The organism is Streptomyces sp. NPDC017448, from assembly GCF_044330565.1.
Taxonomy (GTDB): Bacteria; Actinomycetota; Actinomycetes; order Streptomycetales; family Streptomycetaceae; genus Streptomyces.
On record NZ_JBIRLM010000019.1, the window covers coordinates 63,912 to 80,376 of the forward strand.

The 16,465-nt window shown below is 74.5% G+C and carries 13 protein-coding genes; 9 read left to right on the forward strand and 4 right to left on the reverse strand.

Features of this window, described 5'->3' with window-relative positions:
• Positions 1-67: 67 nt before the first annotated feature.
• Positions 68-1,654: an alpha/beta hydrolase gene (locus ACH4K1_RS26385; protein WP_398092027.1), complete on the reverse strand. Its 1,587-nt coding sequence runs from the start codon at positions 1,652-1,654 to the stop codon at positions 68-70.
• A 180-nt stretch (positions 1,655-1,834) separates the two neighbouring features.
• On the reverse strand, positions 1,835-2,863 hold the full coding sequence (locus ACH4K1_RS26390; RefSeq protein WP_398092028.1) for an Rv2578c family radical SAM protein: 1,029 nt from the start codon (positions 2,861-2,863) through the stop codon (positions 1,835-1,837).
• Between the two features lie 145 nt (positions 2,864-3,008).
• On the opposite strand from ACH4K1_RS26390, the gene ACH4K1_RS26395 reads away from it, so the two are divergent.
• The 3 genes from ACH4K1_RS26395 (at position 3,009) to ACH4K1_RS26405 (ending at position 6,667) form a co-directional block, all read left to right on the forward strand.
• A complete protein-coding gene (locus ACH4K1_RS26395; RefSeq protein ID WP_398092029.1) occupies positions 3,009-3,401 on the forward strand; it encodes a VOC family protein in 393 nt (130 codons plus the stop codon).
• 87 nt (positions 3,402-3,488) lie between these two features.
• Positions 3,489-3,932, forward strand: coding sequence for an SRPBCC family protein (locus tag ACH4K1_RS26400; RefSeq protein WP_398092030.1), 444 nt, complete (start codon positions 3,489-3,491; stop codon positions 3,930-3,932).
• Between the two features lie 266 nt (positions 3,933-4,198).
• Entirely contained in the window at positions 4,199-6,667 is a 2,469-nt protein-coding gene (locus ACH4K1_RS26405; RefSeq protein WP_398092032.1) for an MFS transporter, read from the forward strand.
• A 130-nt stretch (positions 6,668-6,797) separates the two neighbouring features.
• Here the strand turns inward: ACH4K1_RS26405 and ACH4K1_RS26410 are convergent, their stop codons facing one another.
• Positions 6,798-7,691, reverse strand: a complete 894-nt coding sequence (locus ACH4K1_RS26410) for a LysR family transcriptional regulator (RefSeq protein ID WP_398092033.1) — start codon at positions 7,689-7,691, stop codon at positions 6,798-6,800.
• A gap of 137 nt (positions 7,692-7,828) precedes the next feature.
• On the opposite strand from ACH4K1_RS26410, the gene ACH4K1_RS26415 reads away from it, so the two are divergent.
• Positions 7,829-8,833, forward strand: coding sequence for an aldo/keto reductase (locus tag ACH4K1_RS26415; protein ID WP_398092035.1), 1,005 nt, complete (start codon positions 7,829-7,831; stop codon positions 8,831-8,833).
• A 394-nt stretch (positions 8,834-9,227) separates the two neighbouring features.
• Positions 9,228-9,554, forward strand: coding sequence for a hypothetical protein (locus ACH4K1_RS26420; protein WP_398092036.1), 327 nt, complete (start codon positions 9,228-9,230; stop codon positions 9,552-9,554).
• 87 nt (positions 9,555-9,641) lie between these two features.
• On the opposite strand, the gene ACH4K1_RS26425 is transcribed toward ACH4K1_RS26420, so the two are convergent.
• Positions 9,642-10,910 carry a pyroglutamyl peptidase gene (locus ACH4K1_RS26425; protein WP_398092038.1) on the reverse strand — a complete coding sequence of 423 codons (1,269 nt, stop codon included), beginning with the start codon at positions 10,908-10,910 and terminating at the stop codon, positions 9,642-9,644.
• 249 nt (positions 10,911-11,159) lie between these two features.
• Here ACH4K1_RS26425 and ACH4K1_RS26430 point away from each other — a divergent pair, with 249 nt between their 5' ends.
• From ACH4K1_RS26430 to ACH4K1_RS26445, 4 genes are read left to right on the forward strand one after another with little or no spacing between them, the layout of a single operon-like run.
• Positions 11,160-11,993 carry a M55 family metallopeptidase gene (locus tag ACH4K1_RS26430; RefSeq protein ID WP_398092039.1) on the forward strand — a complete coding sequence of 278 codons (834 nt, stop codon included), beginning with the start codon at positions 11,160-11,162 and terminating at the stop codon, positions 11,991-11,993.
• Positions 11,986-13,329, forward strand: a complete 1,344-nt coding sequence (locus tag ACH4K1_RS26435; protein ID WP_398092040.1) for a M20/M25/M40 family metallo-hydrolase — start codon at positions 11,986-11,988, stop codon at positions 13,327-13,329. Before ACH4K1_RS26430 ends, ACH4K1_RS26435 begins: the two co-directional genes overlap by 8 nt.
• Positions 13,330-13,358: 29 nt before the next feature.
• A complete protein-coding gene (locus ACH4K1_RS26440; RefSeq protein WP_398092041.1) occupies positions 13,359-15,380 on the forward strand; it encodes a S9 family peptidase in 2,022 nt (673 codons plus the stop codon).
• On the forward strand, positions 15,377-16,339 hold the full coding sequence (locus ACH4K1_RS26445; protein ID WP_398092043.1) for an LD-carboxypeptidase: 963 nt from the start codon (positions 15,377-15,379) through the stop codon (positions 16,337-16,339). The genes ACH4K1_RS26440 and ACH4K1_RS26445 overlap by 4 nt, the downstream gene beginning before the upstream one ends.
• The last annotated feature ends 126 nt before the right edge of the window (positions 16,340-16,465 follow it).

Consider the following 16,465-nt stretch of genomic DNA (forward strand, 5'->3'; position numbering starts at 1 on the left):
CGCCCCCTGCGCACCGGACCGCCCCCGCGCCCGGGGAGGCGACCGGGGGCGGGGGCGGTCGGCCGGGTCAGCGGCGGAAGCCGAGCAGGCCGTGCAGCCGGCTGCCCTCGCTGTTGTCCACCGACTGGGCGGCCGCCTTCTCGGCGGGCAGCGGCTTCGGCTCCGGCAGGGCGGCGCAGACCGCGTCCGCCCCGCCCCGGCCGCGCGGGACCGTGCCGTCGGCCAGATAGGCCGTCAGGTGCGCGTCCAGACAGTCGTTGCCGCTCAGCGTGATGCCGTGGTTGCCGCCGCCCTCCTCCACGACGAGGCGGGAACCCTTCAGCTTGCGGTGCATGCTGAGCGCGCCGCCGTACGGGGTCGCCGCGTCGTCGGTGGCCTGGAGGATGAGCGCCGGGGGCAGTTGCCGGTTGTTCACCGGCATCGGGCGCAGCGGAGGCACCGGCCAGTCCGCGCACGGCGCGTTGTACCAGGTGTTGTTCCAGGTCATGAACGGCGCCTTCTCGTGGATGCGCCGGCTGTCGTTGCGCCAGGTGCTCCAGTGCTCGGGCCAGCCGGCGTCGCGGCACTGGACGGCGGTGTAGACCGAGTAGCCGTTGTCGTCGCCGGCGTCGACCGCGCCGAAGTTCTCGTACACCTCGACCAGCGCTTCGGCGTCCCGGTTCTTCGCGTACGCGGCGAACGCCTCGGCGAGGTAGGGCCAGTAGCCGTTGTAGTACCCGCCGGGCAGGAAGGTGTCCTCCAGCTCGCTCGCGCCGACCGTGCCGCCCGCGGGTTTCCGCGCCACGTCCGCCCGCATGCGGTACCAGGCGGCCTCGACCCGGGCCGGGTCGGCGCCCAGGCCGTACGCGGCGTCGTTCTTCGCCACCCAGGCGGCGAACGCCTTGTGCCGGACGTCGAAGGCGTAGTCCTGGCCCAGGTTGCCCTCGTACCAGACGTCGTCCGGGTCGACGACCGAGTCCAGGACCAGGCGGCGCACCCGGTCCGGGTGCAGCTTGGCGTAGACCGCGCCGAGGTAGGTGCCGTAGGAGTAGCCGAAGTAGTTGATCTGCCGGGAGCCCAGCGCCCGGCGGATCACCTCCAGGTCCTTGGCCGCGCTGACGGTGTCCATGTACGGCAGCACGTCGCCGTGCTTCTCGCCGCAGGCGCGGGCGAACGACTCCGCCCGGTCGCGGTTGACCCGCTCCGCGCGGTAGGAGGCGGGCACCGTGTCCGGGCGCACCGGGTCGAAGTGGCCGGGCACGCAGTTCAGCGCCGGGGTGCTCTTGCCGACCCCGCGCGGGTCGAAACCGATCACGTCGTACTGCGCCGCCACCTTCTTCGGCAGCGAGGAGGCCACGAACCCGGCCATCGACAGACCGCTGCCGCCCGGGCCGCCCGGGTTGACCAGCAGCGGACCCTGGAAGGTCTTCGCGGTGTGCGGGACACGGGAGAGGGCGAGCGTGATCTGACGGCCCGTGGGACGACGGTGGTCCAGCGGGGCGCGCACCTTCGCGCACTGGAGCGTGGGGTAGCTCTCGGTGGGGCAGTCGGTCCACTTCGGCCGCGGGTCGGGTGGCGCGCTCGCGGCGGTGGCGGCGGCCGGCCCGGGCGCGGCGGTCAGCAGACCGGCGACGGTCGCGCCGACGGCGACCAGAATTCCTGCACGTTTCGTCATGGGGCCTCCCGGAGTGGCGGGACGCGGCGCCGGATCACCGGTCCCCGCCGCATGCTCCCCGACTCGCGCGGCGGAAGGGCCCCTTCCGCGCGATTCGGCCCGTGCGGTCACGCCATCGGCGCATGCGGCCGGTCCGGCCCGCGGCCGCCCCGGGGCTCTCCCGCCGCCCTCGGAGCAGGGTCAGCCGGTGCGGGCGGTCTGCGGGGCGGCCTCCGGGAGGGGCGGGACCGGAGCGGCGCGGCGGGACTCGCCGCGGTGGGCCGGGCCGATCCCGTACGCGTCCGCCAGCTCATGCACCTGCCGGGTGACCCGGCGCTGGTACCAGGTGGGGGCGTACGCCCCGTCCCCGTACATCCGCTCGTAGCGCTCCACCAGGTGCGGATGGCGCTGCCCCAGCCAGTGCAGGTACCACTCCCGGGCGCCGGGGCGCAGATGCAGCACCAGCGGGGTCACCGAGGTCGCCCCCGCGGCCGCGACGGCCGCCACGGTGGCGCGCAACTGCTCCGGGCGGTCGCCGAGGAAGGGGATGACCGGGGCCATCAGGACCGAGCAGCCGACACCGGCGTCGGTGAGGGCGCGCACCGCGTCCAGCCGGCGATCGGGGGAGGGGGCGCCCGGTTCGAGCGTGCGCCACAGCTCCCGGTCGCTGAAGCCCACGGAGACCGAGACGCCGACCTCGGCGCTCTCGGCGGCCCGTCGCAGCAGCTCCAGGTCCCGCAGGATCAACGTGCCCTTGGTGAGGATCGAGAACGGGTTCGCACGGTCGCGCAGGGCGGAGATGACGCCCGGCATGAGCCGGTACCGGCTCTCCGCCCGCTGGTAGCAGTCGACGTTCGTCCCGATGGCGACGTGCTCCCCCCGCCAGTGCCGCGACCCCAGTTCGCGCCGGAGCAGCTCGGCGGCGTTGGTCTTGACGACGATCTGCGAGTCGAACCCGAGGCCGGTGTCCAGGTCCAGACGGCTGTGGGCCTTGCGGGCGAAGCAGTACACGCAGGCGTGGGTGCAGCCCCGGTAGGGGTTCACCGTCCATTCGAACGGCATCCGCGAGGCCCCGGGCACCCGGTTCAGGATCGAACGGGCCCGGATCTCGTGGAAGGTGACGCCCCGGAACTCGGGGGCGTCGAACGTGCGCGTGGTCACCGCGTCCGCGGCGAAGAGCGCGCTGTTGCCGGGCGTCGGGTTCTTCTCGACCGGATGGTCCCAGCGCATGGACGCCTCCTCGGTAGCACTCCTCGCAGAATAGAACACTTGTTCCCGTGATCGTGCGAGGCGGGGCCGCGCTCCCTCCGACCGCGTTGGTGCGGCTAGCGTGTGGCTTCCCGACGAACCGCGACGCGACCGGGAGGTCCCGCCCATGGCCGGCAAGTTCACCGAGCTCGCGATCGACTGCGCCGACCCCGCCCGGCTCGCCCGCTTCTGGTGCGCGGTCCTCGACTACGAGGTGCGGGAGGAGGACGAGGAGGAGGGCGTCGTCACCATCGGCTCGCCCGCCGTGCCCGAGGGGAAGGACCGGCCGGGGCCGGTGCCGCCGGTGCTGACCTTCGCCCGCGTCCCCGAGGGAAAGAGCGTCAAGAACCGGCTCCACATCGACGTCAACCCCACCGACCGCGAGCAGGGCGAGGAGGTCGAGCGGCTGCTCGCGCTCGGCGCCCGGCGCGCCGACGTCGGCCAGGGCGGAGCGGGCTGGGTCGTCCTCGCCGACCCCGAGGGGAACGAATTCTGCGTCCTCGCCACCCGCTGCCCCTGAGCCGGACCCGCCCCGATTTTGAGCGGCCGTGCCCGAGGTGGTTGGCTCAGCACACCCCCCGAACCACGGATAGCCGGAGGAACAGCCATGGCGCAGGTCGAGGCGACGACGGAGCGGATCATCGCGGCGGACGCGGACACGGTGTTCGACGCCCTGGCCGACTACAAGGACGTCCGCGGCAAGGTGCTGACCGGGCACTTCAGCGAGTACGAGGTCCGGGAGGGCGGAGACGGCGAGGGCACCCTCGTCCACTGGAAGCTCCAGGCGACCAGCAAGCGGGTCCGCGACTGCCTGCTGGAGGTCAGCGAGCCGACCGACGGGCAGCTCGTCGAGAAGGACCGCAACTCCTCCATGGTCACCACCTGGACCGTCACCCCGGCCGGTGAGGGCAAGTCCAAGGCCGTCGTGACCACGGTCTGGGACGGCGCCGGCGGCATCGGCGGCTTCTTCGAGCGCACCTTCGCGCCCAAGGGGCTCGGCCGGATCTACGACGAGCTCCTCCAGAACCTCGCCGCCGAGGTCGAGAAGTAACTCCCGCTCCCCGCACCGGAGGCCGGTCGTCGGCGGCCTCCGGTGCGCGGTCGCTCCCGCCTCCGGGGCGGGGCGCCGCGCTCTCCGGTAGGGGAGGGCCCTCACCGGAACGGGTGGTTTTCCGGTGCGCCCGGTTGTGCGCCGTAGCGGCTCCCACCGGGGCTTAAGCCCACCGTGTGCTCCTCGCGCGCCCCCTGTCACGTTTGCCCCGCCTCGCCGCGCGATGCGAGAAATGGGCGGCGCAGGTGCGACGAGGGGAGCGTTACGTGGTGGGTGGGATCACGCTGGAGAAGGACGAACCGGACAGGCCGGGACCGGACCGCCCGGCTCCGGGAGTCTCGGCCCCGGACGGCTCGACGGCGTCCCTCGAAACCCCCGCCGCCCCGCCCCCTGTACCCGGCCCCGGGCCGGAGGCCGCGGAGATCGACCCCCGCAAGGTCCGCATGGTCTTCCTCGGACTGATGCTCACCCTGCTGCTCGCGGCGCTCGACCAGATGATCGTCGCCACCGCCCTGCCGAAGATCGTCGGTGAGCTGCACGGTCTGGAGAAGATGTCCTGGGCGGTCACCGCCTACCTCCTCGCCTCCACCATCGTCCTGCCGCTCTACGGCAAGCTCGGCGACCTCTTCGGCCGCAAGGGCGTCTTCCAGTTCGCCATCGTCGTCTTCGTCATCGGCTCCGCCCTGGCCGGCTGGTCGCGGACCATGGACGAGCTGATCGCCTTCCGCGCCCTCCAGGGCGTCGGCGGCGGCGGGCTGATGATCGGCGTCCAGGCGATCATCGCGGACATCGTCCCGGCCCGGGAGCGCGGCCGTTACATGGGACTCATCGGCGCGGTCTTCGGCCTCGCCTCGGTCGCCGGACCCCTCCTCGGCGGTTTCTTCACCGACCACGCCTCCTGGCGCTGGTGCTTCTACATCAACGTCCCGTTCGGCCTGGTCACCCTGGCCGTCATCGCGGTCGTCCTCAAGCTGCCCCGGCCCGCCGTCCGCCCCCGCCTCGACATCCTGGGTGCGGCGCTCCTCGCCGTCGCCTCCACCTGCCTGGTGCTGGTCACCAGCTGGGGCGGCACGGAGTACGCCTGGGGCTCGGGCACCATCCTGGGCCTCTCGGCGGGCGCGGTCGTCTCCACCGCGCTCTTCGTCGCCGCCGAGCGCCGGGCCGCAGAACCGATCATTCCGCTACGGCTGTTCCGCGACTCCGTCTTCAACGTCACCGGCCTGGTCGGCGCGGTCGTCGGCATCGCCCTCTTCGGGGCCGCCAGCTACCTGCCCACCTACCTCCAGATGGTCGACGGGGTCAGCGCGACCGAGTCCGGGCTGCTGATGCTCCCGATGATGATGGGCATCGTCGGCGGCTCCATCGTCTCCGGCCAGCTCATCACCCGCACCGGCCGCTACCGGCTCCACCCGATCGTCGGCAGCGCCGTCTCCGTCGTCGGCATGGCCCTGCTCTCGCTGTTGGAGGCGGACACCTCCGTCCTGGCGTACAGCTTCTACCAGGCGGTTCTCGGCACCGGCATCGGCCTGGTCATGTCCGTCCTGGTGCTCGCCGTCCAGAACTCCGTACGCCCTTCGGACCTCGGCACCGCCACCAGCGCCCACAACTACTTCCGGCAGATCGGCGGCAGCGTCGGCGCGGCCGTCTTCGGCACGCTGTTCGCCGGACGGCTCTCCGACGCGCTCGGCGTACGGCTGCCCACCGGCGCCGAGCTGCCGGACCCCGCGTCGATCACCCCGCAGATCGTCCACGCCATGGAACCCGCGCTGCGCGACGCCTACATCCAGGCGTACGTGGACGCGATGCCGCGCATCTTCCTCTACCTCGTGCCGGTGCTCGTGCTCGGCCTGGTCCTCGCCTTCTTCCTCAAGGAGAAACCGCTGGTGTCCCACCACAGCCCCGAAGCCGCCGCCGAGACCACGATGCCGATCCCCGCGGCCCGCGCCGACTCCGTGCGGCCCGCCGCCGACCGCCTCTCCGGGATCCCGGTCCACGGGTGCGTCCAGCACTCCGACGGCACCACCGTCCCCCGGGCCGCCCTCACCCTCATCGACGTCCAGGGGCGGCAGATCGGGCGCGGGGCCGGCGGGGACGACGGGCGGTACGCGCTCAGCGTCCCCGGCGCCGGTTCGTACGTCCTGATCGCCGCCGCCGGCGGCCACCAGCCGCAGGCCGTCAGCGTCACCGTGGGCGAGCGCCCCGTCGAGCTGGACGTGGTCCTCGGCGGCGCCGGACGGCTCGCCGGGTCCGTCCTCACCCCCGACGGGGCCCCGGTCCAGGGCGCGGCCGTCACCCTCACCGACGTGCACGGCGAAGTCGTCGCCTCCACCCGCGCCGGGCGCGAGGGCGGCTACGTCATCGGCGAGCTGGTCGCGGGGGAGTACACCCTGGCCGCCAGCGCCCCCGCCTTCCGCCCCGCCGCCCTCCCGGTCAGCGTGCAGGCCGCCCGCGAGACCCGGCAGGACATCGAGCTGGCGGGCGGAGCCGTCCTGCGCGGCGTCGTCCGGGCCACCGGCGGACGGCCCGTCGAGGACGCCCGGGTCACCCTGCTCGACGCGGCGGGCAACGTGGTGGACACCCTCACCACCGGGGCGGACGGATCGTTCCGGTTCGTCGACCTCTCATCAGGCGAGTACACGGTGATCGCCGCCGGGTACCCGCCGGTCGCCACCGTCCTCCAGGTCACGGGCGGCGGCCGCACCGAACGGGACCTCCAGCTGGGCCACGAGGACTGAGGCGCACGGGGACCGAGACGTACGGAGGGCGGGCGCACGGGACGGGGACGTACGGCGCGGGCGGGTGCAGGGGCGCACACGGGGGTGCGGGGTGCCGGGTACGCGCCGCCCCGGCTGCACCCCCCCCGCCTCACCCCGCCTCCGCGTCCTCGCGCAGCAGCCGCATCAGCGCCCGCGCCCCGGGTCCCGTGTGCCGGGCCGTCGGCAGCACCGCCACGCTCTCGTACACCGGCCGGGCGCCGCCCGCCAGTTCCACCGTGACCAGCCGGGCCGCCTCCGGCTTGCGGGAGAAGTGGTGCGGCACCACCGCGACCCCCAGCCCCTCCCGCACCAACTCCAGCAGGCTGTGCACGTCGTTGACCTCCAGGCCCACCGTCCGCCGCACCCCCGCAGCCCCGAACGCCCCGTCCGCCGCCCGGCGGGGGCCCCAGTCCGGGTGGAAGTCGATGAACGACGCCCCCGCCAGCTCCTGCCACCCCACCTCCGGGCGCCCGGCGTACGGATGCCCCGCCGCGCACAGCAGCACCAACCGCTCCCGGGCCAGCGGCACCAGCTCCCCGCGCCACTTCGCCGGATCGACCGTCGCCGCGAACGCCAGGTCCAGCCGGCCCCCCGCCACCCCCTCCAGCAGGCTGCTGGTGCCCTCCTGGCGCAGCCGCAGCTCCATCTGCGGATGGTCCCGGTGGAACGCCGCCAGCAGCCGTGCCGGGTTCACCCCCGCCACGCACTGCTCGACCCCCACCGTCAACGTGCCGCGCAGCAGCCCCCGTACGGCGTCGACCGCGTCCCGCGCCGCCCGCGCGCCCGCCAGCGTGCGCTCCGCCTCCACCAGCAGCGCCCGCCCCGCCTCGGTGAGCCGGACCGTGCGCGTGGTCCGGCTGAACAACGGCGTCCGCAGCTCCTGCTCCAGCGCCCGTACGGAGGCGGAGAGCCCGGACTGCGAGACGGCGAGGCGCTCGGCGGCGCGGGTGAAGTGCCGCTCCTCCGCCACGGCGACGAAGTGCTCCAGCTGACGCAGTTCCATGATTGAGCAATCTAGGCGATGAATCCGAGCGGAATCTCCTGTTGGACTGCTGGAACCATCTGCGGAAGCCTGGAGTCCGTCCCCGAACCGCGCCGGCCCCGGCGCGCCACCCCCGTACCCCTCCCGCGGAGCCCTCCATGTACCTGCCGTCCGCCGACCGCTACTCCGCCATGCCCTACCGGCGCACCGGCCGCAGCGGGCTGCTGCTGCCCGCGCTCTCCCTCGGCCTCTGGCACAACTTCGGGGGCGACCGGGCCCCTGAGACGCAGGGCGCCGTCCTGCGCCGCGCCTTCGACCTCGGCATCACCCACTTCGACCTCGCCAACAACTACGGCCCGCCGCCGGGCTCCGCCGAACTCACCCTGGGCCGCGCCCTGGCCACCGACTTCGCCCGCCTCCGCGACGAGCTGGTCATCTCCACCAAGGCCGGTTACCACATGGGGGAGGGGCCGTACGGGGAATGGGGCTCGCGCAAGCACCTGCGCTCCTCGCTCGACCGGAGCCTGAAGCGCCTCGGCCTGGAGTACGTGGACGTCTTCTACTCCCACCGGCCCGACCCGGACACCCCGCTCGAAGAGACGATGGGCGCCCTCGACTCCGCCGTACGGCAGGGCAAGGCCCTCTACGTCGGCCTCTCCAACTACTCCGCCGCGCAGACCCGCGAGGCCGCCGCGATCCTGGAGGGCCTCGGCACCCCGCTCCTCATCCACCAGCCCCGCTACTCGATGCTCGACCGCCGCATCGAGGACGACGGGCTGCCGGAGACCCTGGGCGAACTGGGCGTCGGCTCCATCGCGTACTCCCCGCTGGAGCAGGGCATCCTCACCGACCGCTATCTGAACGGCATCCCGGCCGGTTCCCGGGCGGCGGGCGACAGCCCGTTCCTGACCGCCGACGCCGTCACCCCGCAGCTGGTGGAGCGGCTGCGCGCGCTGGACGCCCTGGCGAAGGAGCGCGGCCAGTCGCTCGCCCAGCTGGCCCTGGCGTGGGTGCTGCGCGGCGGCCGGCTCACCTCCGCCGTCGTCGGCGCGAGCAGCGTGACCCAGCTGGAGAACAGCGTCGCGGCCGTCGCGAACCTCGACTTCACCGAGGACGAGCTGGCCCGGATCGAGGAGCTGCTGCGGGACGCGAAGACCGGCTGACGCGGGTCGCGCCCCCGCACGTCGCGCCCGCCCGGACCGGGCCCCACCGGGCGGGCTCCCACCGGCCGGGCCCTCCCCGCGGGGCGGCCCCGGTCCGGCCGGTCCGGGCGCGGCGGGAGACGGCGGAAGATCCGATCGGCATCAGACGCCGCCTCCGGGGCACACGTCGGACATGCGGATTTCTCCAGCACCGCCGCTTTCCTCCCGGGCAGGCGGCACGAGCCCCCACCCCGGTCCGGACGGCGTCCGGCGGACCGGGCCAGGGCCCGCACGCCGGCGCCGCCGCCCCGGGGCCCTCCGGCGCCGCTGGGCGCGGACGAGGCGGCGGGCGCGTACGCTCGCCGCACTGGAGTGGGCCTCGTGCCCGCCGGGAGACGGCGCCGACGAGCACCAGTTGCTCCTGGTCCACCACCGCAAGGTCGTCGGGGAGATCTCCTACCGGTTGTGCACCCGCTGCCCGGCCGGCCAATGGACGACGACCCGCCTCGCCACCCCGCTGCCGGAGCGGCCCGTGGCCCGCAGGGTCCTGTCGCACCTGCGCTTCCGTCACCCGGACCGGACCTGGCTGCCGTCGATGCCGCCGGCCCGGACGGGAAGGGGAGGCCGGGGCAGCACCCTCGGCCGCCCGGCCCTCTGCCCCGGCCACGCCGACGCCCGGCACTCCTTCCTCCGGGAGGGCCCGGCCGCCCCGGCGGACGGACGCCTCGCAGCCCAGCGCTGAGCGGCCGAGCCCCGGGTGGGCGTCGCGGGGCACGGTGCCTGCCGCCCCGGTCCGCCCGTGCGGCGGAAGCAGGGCCGCACGGGCGGCTCAGCCCGCGGCCGTCACCGCCGTCCTCACCAGCTCCCCCACCTGGCGCACGATGTCCGAGCGGTTGCGCTCGAAGTCCGGGTCGGTGACCGCCCCCGTCTGCGGATCGGTGTTCTCCGCGCCGAACCGCAGGACCGGGGTGTGCAGATGGCCGCCCGGCAGGTGCGGCAGCCGGAGCCGGTCGCGCAGCAGGGTGACCCGGTAGGCGATCTCGTTGGAGAGGTAGTCGCCACCGCCCCCTGCCCGGGCCGTCGAGCCGGGGGTGGGGCCTTCCGGCCTGGTCACCGGTTGGGCGCCGCCCGCCGGGATCTCGGTGACCTCGGTGTTGTCGTACACCGGGAAGCGGCCCGTGTCCGCTTCGGCGAGCCGCCGGTAGGGGAGGGTGGTGGAGGTCCACTGCGGCTGGGTTCCGGGGCCGGCGACGGGGACGAGCCCGGTGCTCGACGCGTTCTCGTTGTCGGGGAAGCCGCCGCGCCAGGCGCCGTTCGTGCGCTCCACGTCGAAGCGGCCGGGCCTGCCCTGGCTGACCGTGGTGAACAGGTCCAGGTGGGGCAGGTGCCGCGCCAGGGCCCGTTCGACGACGCCCTCGGTGAAGTCCGACCAGCGCACCGGGAAGACGGCGGTCTCGATCCGGGCCGGCCCGTCGGCCGTCCGCACCACGGTGCCGTCCAGGGCGAGGGCGCTCGCGCCCGAGGGATTGCCGATCCGCACGTCGCGGTCGAGCGTGAACGGGTCGAAACCGGTGACGAGCACCCGCTTCATCCGGGGGCCGGGGAAGCGGATCTCCCGTTGGCCGCGCGAGGCGCTCTCCAGAGCGGTGTGCAGGGCCGCGCGCTGGTCGGCGTCGAGCGCGAACGGAGGCGCCCATGCCCGCAGCTCCCGGCTGAGCGCGAGCCGGGCCCAGTACAGCGGCCGGTCGTCCCCCCGGCTCAGGTCGCCCGTGGCGGGGCCGCGGCCCTGGGCGCGGTCGACGGCGCGCCGCCAGAGCGCCGAAGCGTGGCGGGTGACCGCCCGCTCGGCCTGCGCGTAACCGCGGGAGCGCTCCAGGGCCCGCGCGAAGCGCGGGGCGAGAGCGTCGAACCCGCTGCGCCGGAGGATCTCCTGCGGGGCGGCACGGTCGAGGCGCCGCTCCTCGACGGTCGCCGCCCCGGGGGTGCGGGCGGTGTCCGCCGGGGCGGCGGACGCGGGCAGGGCGGAGCCCGTCAGGACGAGCAGGAGCGCCGTGCCGCCGAGGCCGAGCCGGGCCGTCGCGGGGAAGGAGGGGGTCACGCGGGTCCTTTCGTTCGAACGGTGGTGCCGCAGTATCGCGGCACGGCCCGCCGCGGTGCCAGAGGGCGGGGCAGCCGCGCGCGATGTCCTGGGCAGGGACGGGCCCGTCGGACCGCACGCGTACGTCCCCGGCGAAGGGCGGCGCCCCACCGCCGTACGGGACCGGAGACGGCCGCCCCGCCGGACCGGCCCCGCGGCGCGCCGCCCCTCCCTGGCCCGCGCCGCCGACGACGCGTACGGTGTGGCGGCATGAAGATCCTCATCAGCGCCGACATGGAAGGCGCCACCGGAGTCACCTGGCCGGCCGACGTGCTGCCGGGGACCCCGCAGTGGGAGCGCTGCCGGTCGATGTTCACCTCCGACGTGAACGCGGCGGCCCTCGGCTTCTACGACGGCGGCGCCGACGAGGTCCTGGTGAACGAGGCCCACTGGTCGATGCGCAACCTGCTCCTGGAGCACATGGACGAGCGGGTCCGGATGCTCACCGGCAAGCACAAGTCGCTGTCCATGGTGGAGGGCATCCAGCACGGCGACGTGGACGCGGTCGCCTTCGTCGGCTACCACACCGGGGCCGGCGCGGAGGGCGTCCTCGCCCACACCTACCTGGCCAACTCCATCACCGGCGTCTGGCTCGACGGCGTCCGCGCCAGCGAGGGGCTGCTCAACGCGCACGTCGCCGCCGAGTACGGGGTGCCCGTCGTCCTCGTCACCGGCGACGACCTGACCTGCGTGGACGCCGACGGGTACGCGCCGGACGCCCGGAAGGTCGCCGTCAAGGACTACGTGTCGCGGTACGCGGCCGTCTGCCGCACCCCCGCCCGCACCGCCGCCGACATCCGGGCGGCGGCCAAGAGCGCCACCGCGCTGGCGGGCCGCCGGCCCCCCGTCACCGGCACGGCGTTCACCGTGGAGCTGGAGTTCGACGCCGAGCACCTGGCGGCGGCGGCCACCGTCGTCCCCGGGGTCGCGCCGAGCGGCGAGAGGCGCGTGGCGTACACCAGCGCGACGATGTACGAAGGAATCCGCACGTTCAAGGCGGTGACGACGATCGTGTCGGCCGCCGTGGAGGAACAGTATGGCTGAGGCCCCCGACCCGCTCGGACCCGTGGACCAGCAGGCGCTCGACGAAGTGGTGGCGTTCACCTCCGAGTTGATCCGAATCGACACCACCAACCGGGGCGGTGGCGACTGCCGGGAGCGCCCCGCCGCCGAATACGTCGCCGAACGGCTCGCGGACGCCGGGATCGAGCCGACGCTGCTGGAGCGCACCCCCGGCCGGACCAACGTGGTCGCCCGGATCCCCGGCTCCGACCCCACGGCCGACGCGCTGCTCGTCCACGGCCATCTCGACGTGGTGCCCGCCGAACCCGCCGACTGGAGCGTGCACCCCTTCTCCGGCGAGGTGCGCGACGGGGTCGTGTGGGGGAGGGGCGCCGTCGACATGAAGAACATGGACGCGATGGTCCTCTCCGTCGTACGGGGCTGGGCCCGCGAAGGGTTCCGCCCGGCGCGCGACATCGTCATCGCCTACACCGCCGACGAGGAGGACAGCGCCGCGGACGGCTCCGGCTTCCTCACCGAGGAGCACGCCGGTCTCTTCGAGGGCTGCACCGAGGGCATCAGCGAGTCCGGGGCCTTCACCTTCCACGCAGGGGAGGGCCTCTCGCTCTACCCGATCGCGGCGGGCGAGCGGGGCACCGGCTGGCTGAAGCTGACCGCCGAGGGCCGGGCCGGGCACGGCTCCAAGGTCAACCGGGAGAACGCGGTGAGCGCGCTGGCCGCGGCCGTCGCCCGGATCGGCGAGCACGAATGGCCCATCCGCCTCACCCCGACCGTCCGCGCCGCGATCACCGAGATCGCCGCCCTGCACGGCATCACCGCCGACCTCGACGCCCCCGGGTTCGACGTCGCCCAACTCCTCGGCAAGCTCGGCCCGGCCGCCTCCCTCGTCGAGAACACGATCCGCAACAGCAGCAACCCGACGATGCTGGACGCCGGTTACAAGGTCAACGTCATCCCCGGCCACGCCACCGCGTACGTCGACGGGCGGATGGTCCCCGGGGGCGACGACGAGTTCCACGCCACCCTGGACCGGCTGACCGGTCCCTCGGTCTCCTGGGAGTTCTACCACCGCGAGCAGGCCCTCACCGCACCGGTCGACTCCCCGACGTACGCCAAACTGCGTGCCGCGGTCGAGCGGTTCGACCCGGGCGCGCACACCGTGCCGTACTGCATGTCGGGAGGCACCGACGCCAAGCAGTTCTCCCGCCTCGGCATCACCGGCTACGGTTTCACCCCGCTGAAGCTGCCCGTCGGCTTCGACTACCAGCGGCTCTTCCACGGCGTCGACGAGCGCGTCCCCGTCGACGCCCTCCACTTCGGCGTCCGCGTCCTCGACCACTACCTGCGTACCGCCTGACCGCATCGTCCCCGGGGGGAACGACCCACGTGAACACCGTGCCCGCAGCAGCCCCGTACGGCACCTGGCCGTCACCGATCGACGCGGCGCTCACCGCCACGCACGACGGCCGCCCCGACCACCTCGGCACCGTCGGCGACGAGGTCTGGTGGACCGAGCCGCGCCCCGCCGAGGGCGGCCGCCGCACCCTGGTCCGCCGCCGCGCGGACGGCTCCACCGACCCCGTGCTGCCCGCCCCCTGGAACGCCCGCAGCCGGGTCGTCGAGTACGGCGGGCAACCCTGGGCCGGCACGGTGCGCGAGGGCGGGGAACTCCTCGTGGTGTTCGTCCACTTCACCGATCAGCGCCTCTACGCCTACGCCCCCGACCGGCCGGAGCGCGGGCCCTGGCCGCTCACCCCCGTCTCCGGCGTCGGGGGCGGGCTGCGCTGGGTGGACCCGCAGGTGCGCGCCGAGCACGGGGCGGCGGGCGAAGTCTGGTGCGTGCTCGAGGAGTTCACCGGGCCGGCGCCCACCGACGTACGGCGGGTCGTCGCCGCCGTGCCGCTGGACGGCTCGGCGGCCGACGACCGCTCGAAGGTCCGCGAACTCTCCGACGACCGCCACCGGTTCGTCACCGGTCCCAAGGTCTCCCACGACGGGCGGCGGGCGGCCTGGATCGCCTGGGACCATCCGGAGATGCCCTGGGACGGCACGGTGGTCATGCTGGCCGACGTGACCGACACGGGCCGGTTCACCGGTGTCCGGCCCCTCGTCGGGGGGCTCGACGAAGCGGTCTGCCAGGTGGAGTGGGACCGCGACGGCAGCCTCCTGTTCGTCTCCGACCTCTCCGGCTGGTGGGAGCTCCAGCGCATCCGCCCCGACGCGGTCGCGGGCGGCGCGGTCCCCAGCAGCCGCCTCCTGCCGCCCCGGGGCGAGGAGTTCGGCGGGCCGCTCTGGAAGATCGGGCTGCGCTGGTTCCACCCGCTGGACAACGGACTGATCGCCGTCCTGCACGGCAAGGGCGACCAGCGCCTCGGCGTCCTCGACCCGGAGACCGGCGAACTCGCGGACGCCCCGGGCCCCTGGACCACCTGGACCGACACCCTCACCGTGCACGGCAGCCGGGTCGTCGGTGTCGCGGCGAGCCCGTCCAGCGCGCCGGAGGTCGTCGAACTGGACACCGCGACCGGGCGCACCCGCACCATCGGCGCACCCCACCGGAACGCAGTCGACCCCGCCTACTACCCGCGGCCCGAGAGCCGGACCTTCACCGGCCCCGACGGCCGGGAGATCCACGCCCACGTCTACCCGCCGCGCCACCCCGAACGCACCGGGCCCGAGGGCGAGAAACCTCCCTACGTCATCTGGGCGCACGGGGGGCCCACCGGCCACGCCCCGCTCGCCCTCGACCTGGAGATCGCCTACTTCACCTCACGCGGGATCGGGGTCGCCGAGGTGAACTACGGCGGTTCCACCGGCTACGGACGCGCCTACCGGGAACGCCTGCGCGGCGAGTGGGGCGTCGTCGACGTGGCGGACTGCGCGGCCGTCGCCTCGGCGCTGGTCGACGAGGGCGCGGCGGACCCGGGCAAGCTGGCGATCCGGGGCGGCAGCGCGGGCGGCTGGACCACCGCCGCCTCGCTGACCAGCACCGACCTGTACGCCTGCGGGACGATCCTCTACCCGGTGCTGGACCTCGAAGGGTGGGCCACCGACGAGACCCACGACTTCGAGTCGCGGTACCTGGACTCCCTCGTCGGCTCGTTCGCCGAGGTGCCCGAGCGCTACCGGGAACGCTCCCCGCTCCACCGCGCCGACCGGCTGAACACCCCGTTCCTGCTGCTCCAGGGCCTGGACGACGTGATCTGCCCGCCCGCCCAGAGCGAGCGGTTCCTCGCCGCCGTGGCCGGCCGGGGCGTCGCCCACGCCTACATCGCCTTCGAGGGCGAGGGCCACGGCTTCCGCCGCGTGGAGACCCTGGTCCGCGCCCTGGAGGCCGAACTGTCGCTCTACGCCCGCACGTTCGGCATCGAGCGGCCCGACGTGCCGCCGCTGGAGCTGACCACGTGAGCGGCCGGGGCCCCGCACCGGCCACCCCGCTCGCCCGGCCGGCCCGGCTGCGGCCCGGCTCCCGGGTCGCCGTCGTCGCACCCAGCGGCCCCGTCCCCGCCGACCGGCTGGAGGAGGGGATCGCCTTCCTGCGCGACTGGGGCCTCGACCCCGTCGTCGGCCCCCATGTCCGGTCCAGGCACCCGGAGTTGGACCACCTAGCCGGTACGGACGCGGACCGCGCGGCGGATCTCCAGGCAGCCTGGTGCGATCCCGCTGTCGAGGCCGTGTTCTGCGCCCGCGGCGGATACGGCGCCCACCGTATGGTCGATCTGCTCGACTGGGCGGCGATCCGGGCCGCCGGGCCCAAGGTCTTCGTCGGCTACAGCGACATCACCGTGCTGCACGAGGCGTTCGCGCTGCGCGCCGGCTTCGCGACCCTGCACGGGCCGATGGTCGCCACCGAGACCTTCCTGAAGGACGAGCCCACCCGCGAGCACCTGCGGGCCACCCTCTTCGCACCCGAGACCGTGCTCACCCTCGGGCTGGACACGGCCCGCCCCCTGGTCCCCGGACGGGCCGAAGGCGTCCTGTACGGCGGCTGCGTCAGCCTGCTCGCCGCCGACGCCGGCACCCCCGGCGGGCGGACCCACGCCCGGGGCGGGCTGCTGGCGATCGAGGACACCGGGGAGGAGCCCTACCGGCTCGACGGCATCCTCACCCGGCTCCTGCGGTCCGGAGGGCTGACCGGCGCGGCCGGGGTCGCCTGCGGTTCCTGGCAGCTCTGCGGGCCGTACGAGAAGGTCCGGCCCGTGCTCGCCGACCGGCTCGGCACGCTGGGCGTACCCGTGGTCGAGGAGCTGGGGTTCGGGCACGGCCCGACGTCGCTGACGGTCCCCCTGGGCGTCGCGGCGGTGCTCGACGCGCCGGCGGACGGCGGGCGTTGCACGCTGACGGTACGGGCCCCCGCCCTGCGCTGACCTCCTCGGCCCCGCCGTGCCCGCGCCCCCGCGGACGCCGTTCGCGCCCGCGCGTGGGGAGGCGCTTTGGTGCGAAAGGTGAACACCCGTCAAAAGTCGCCGCCCGGTGCGTTGACACGCGGTGAG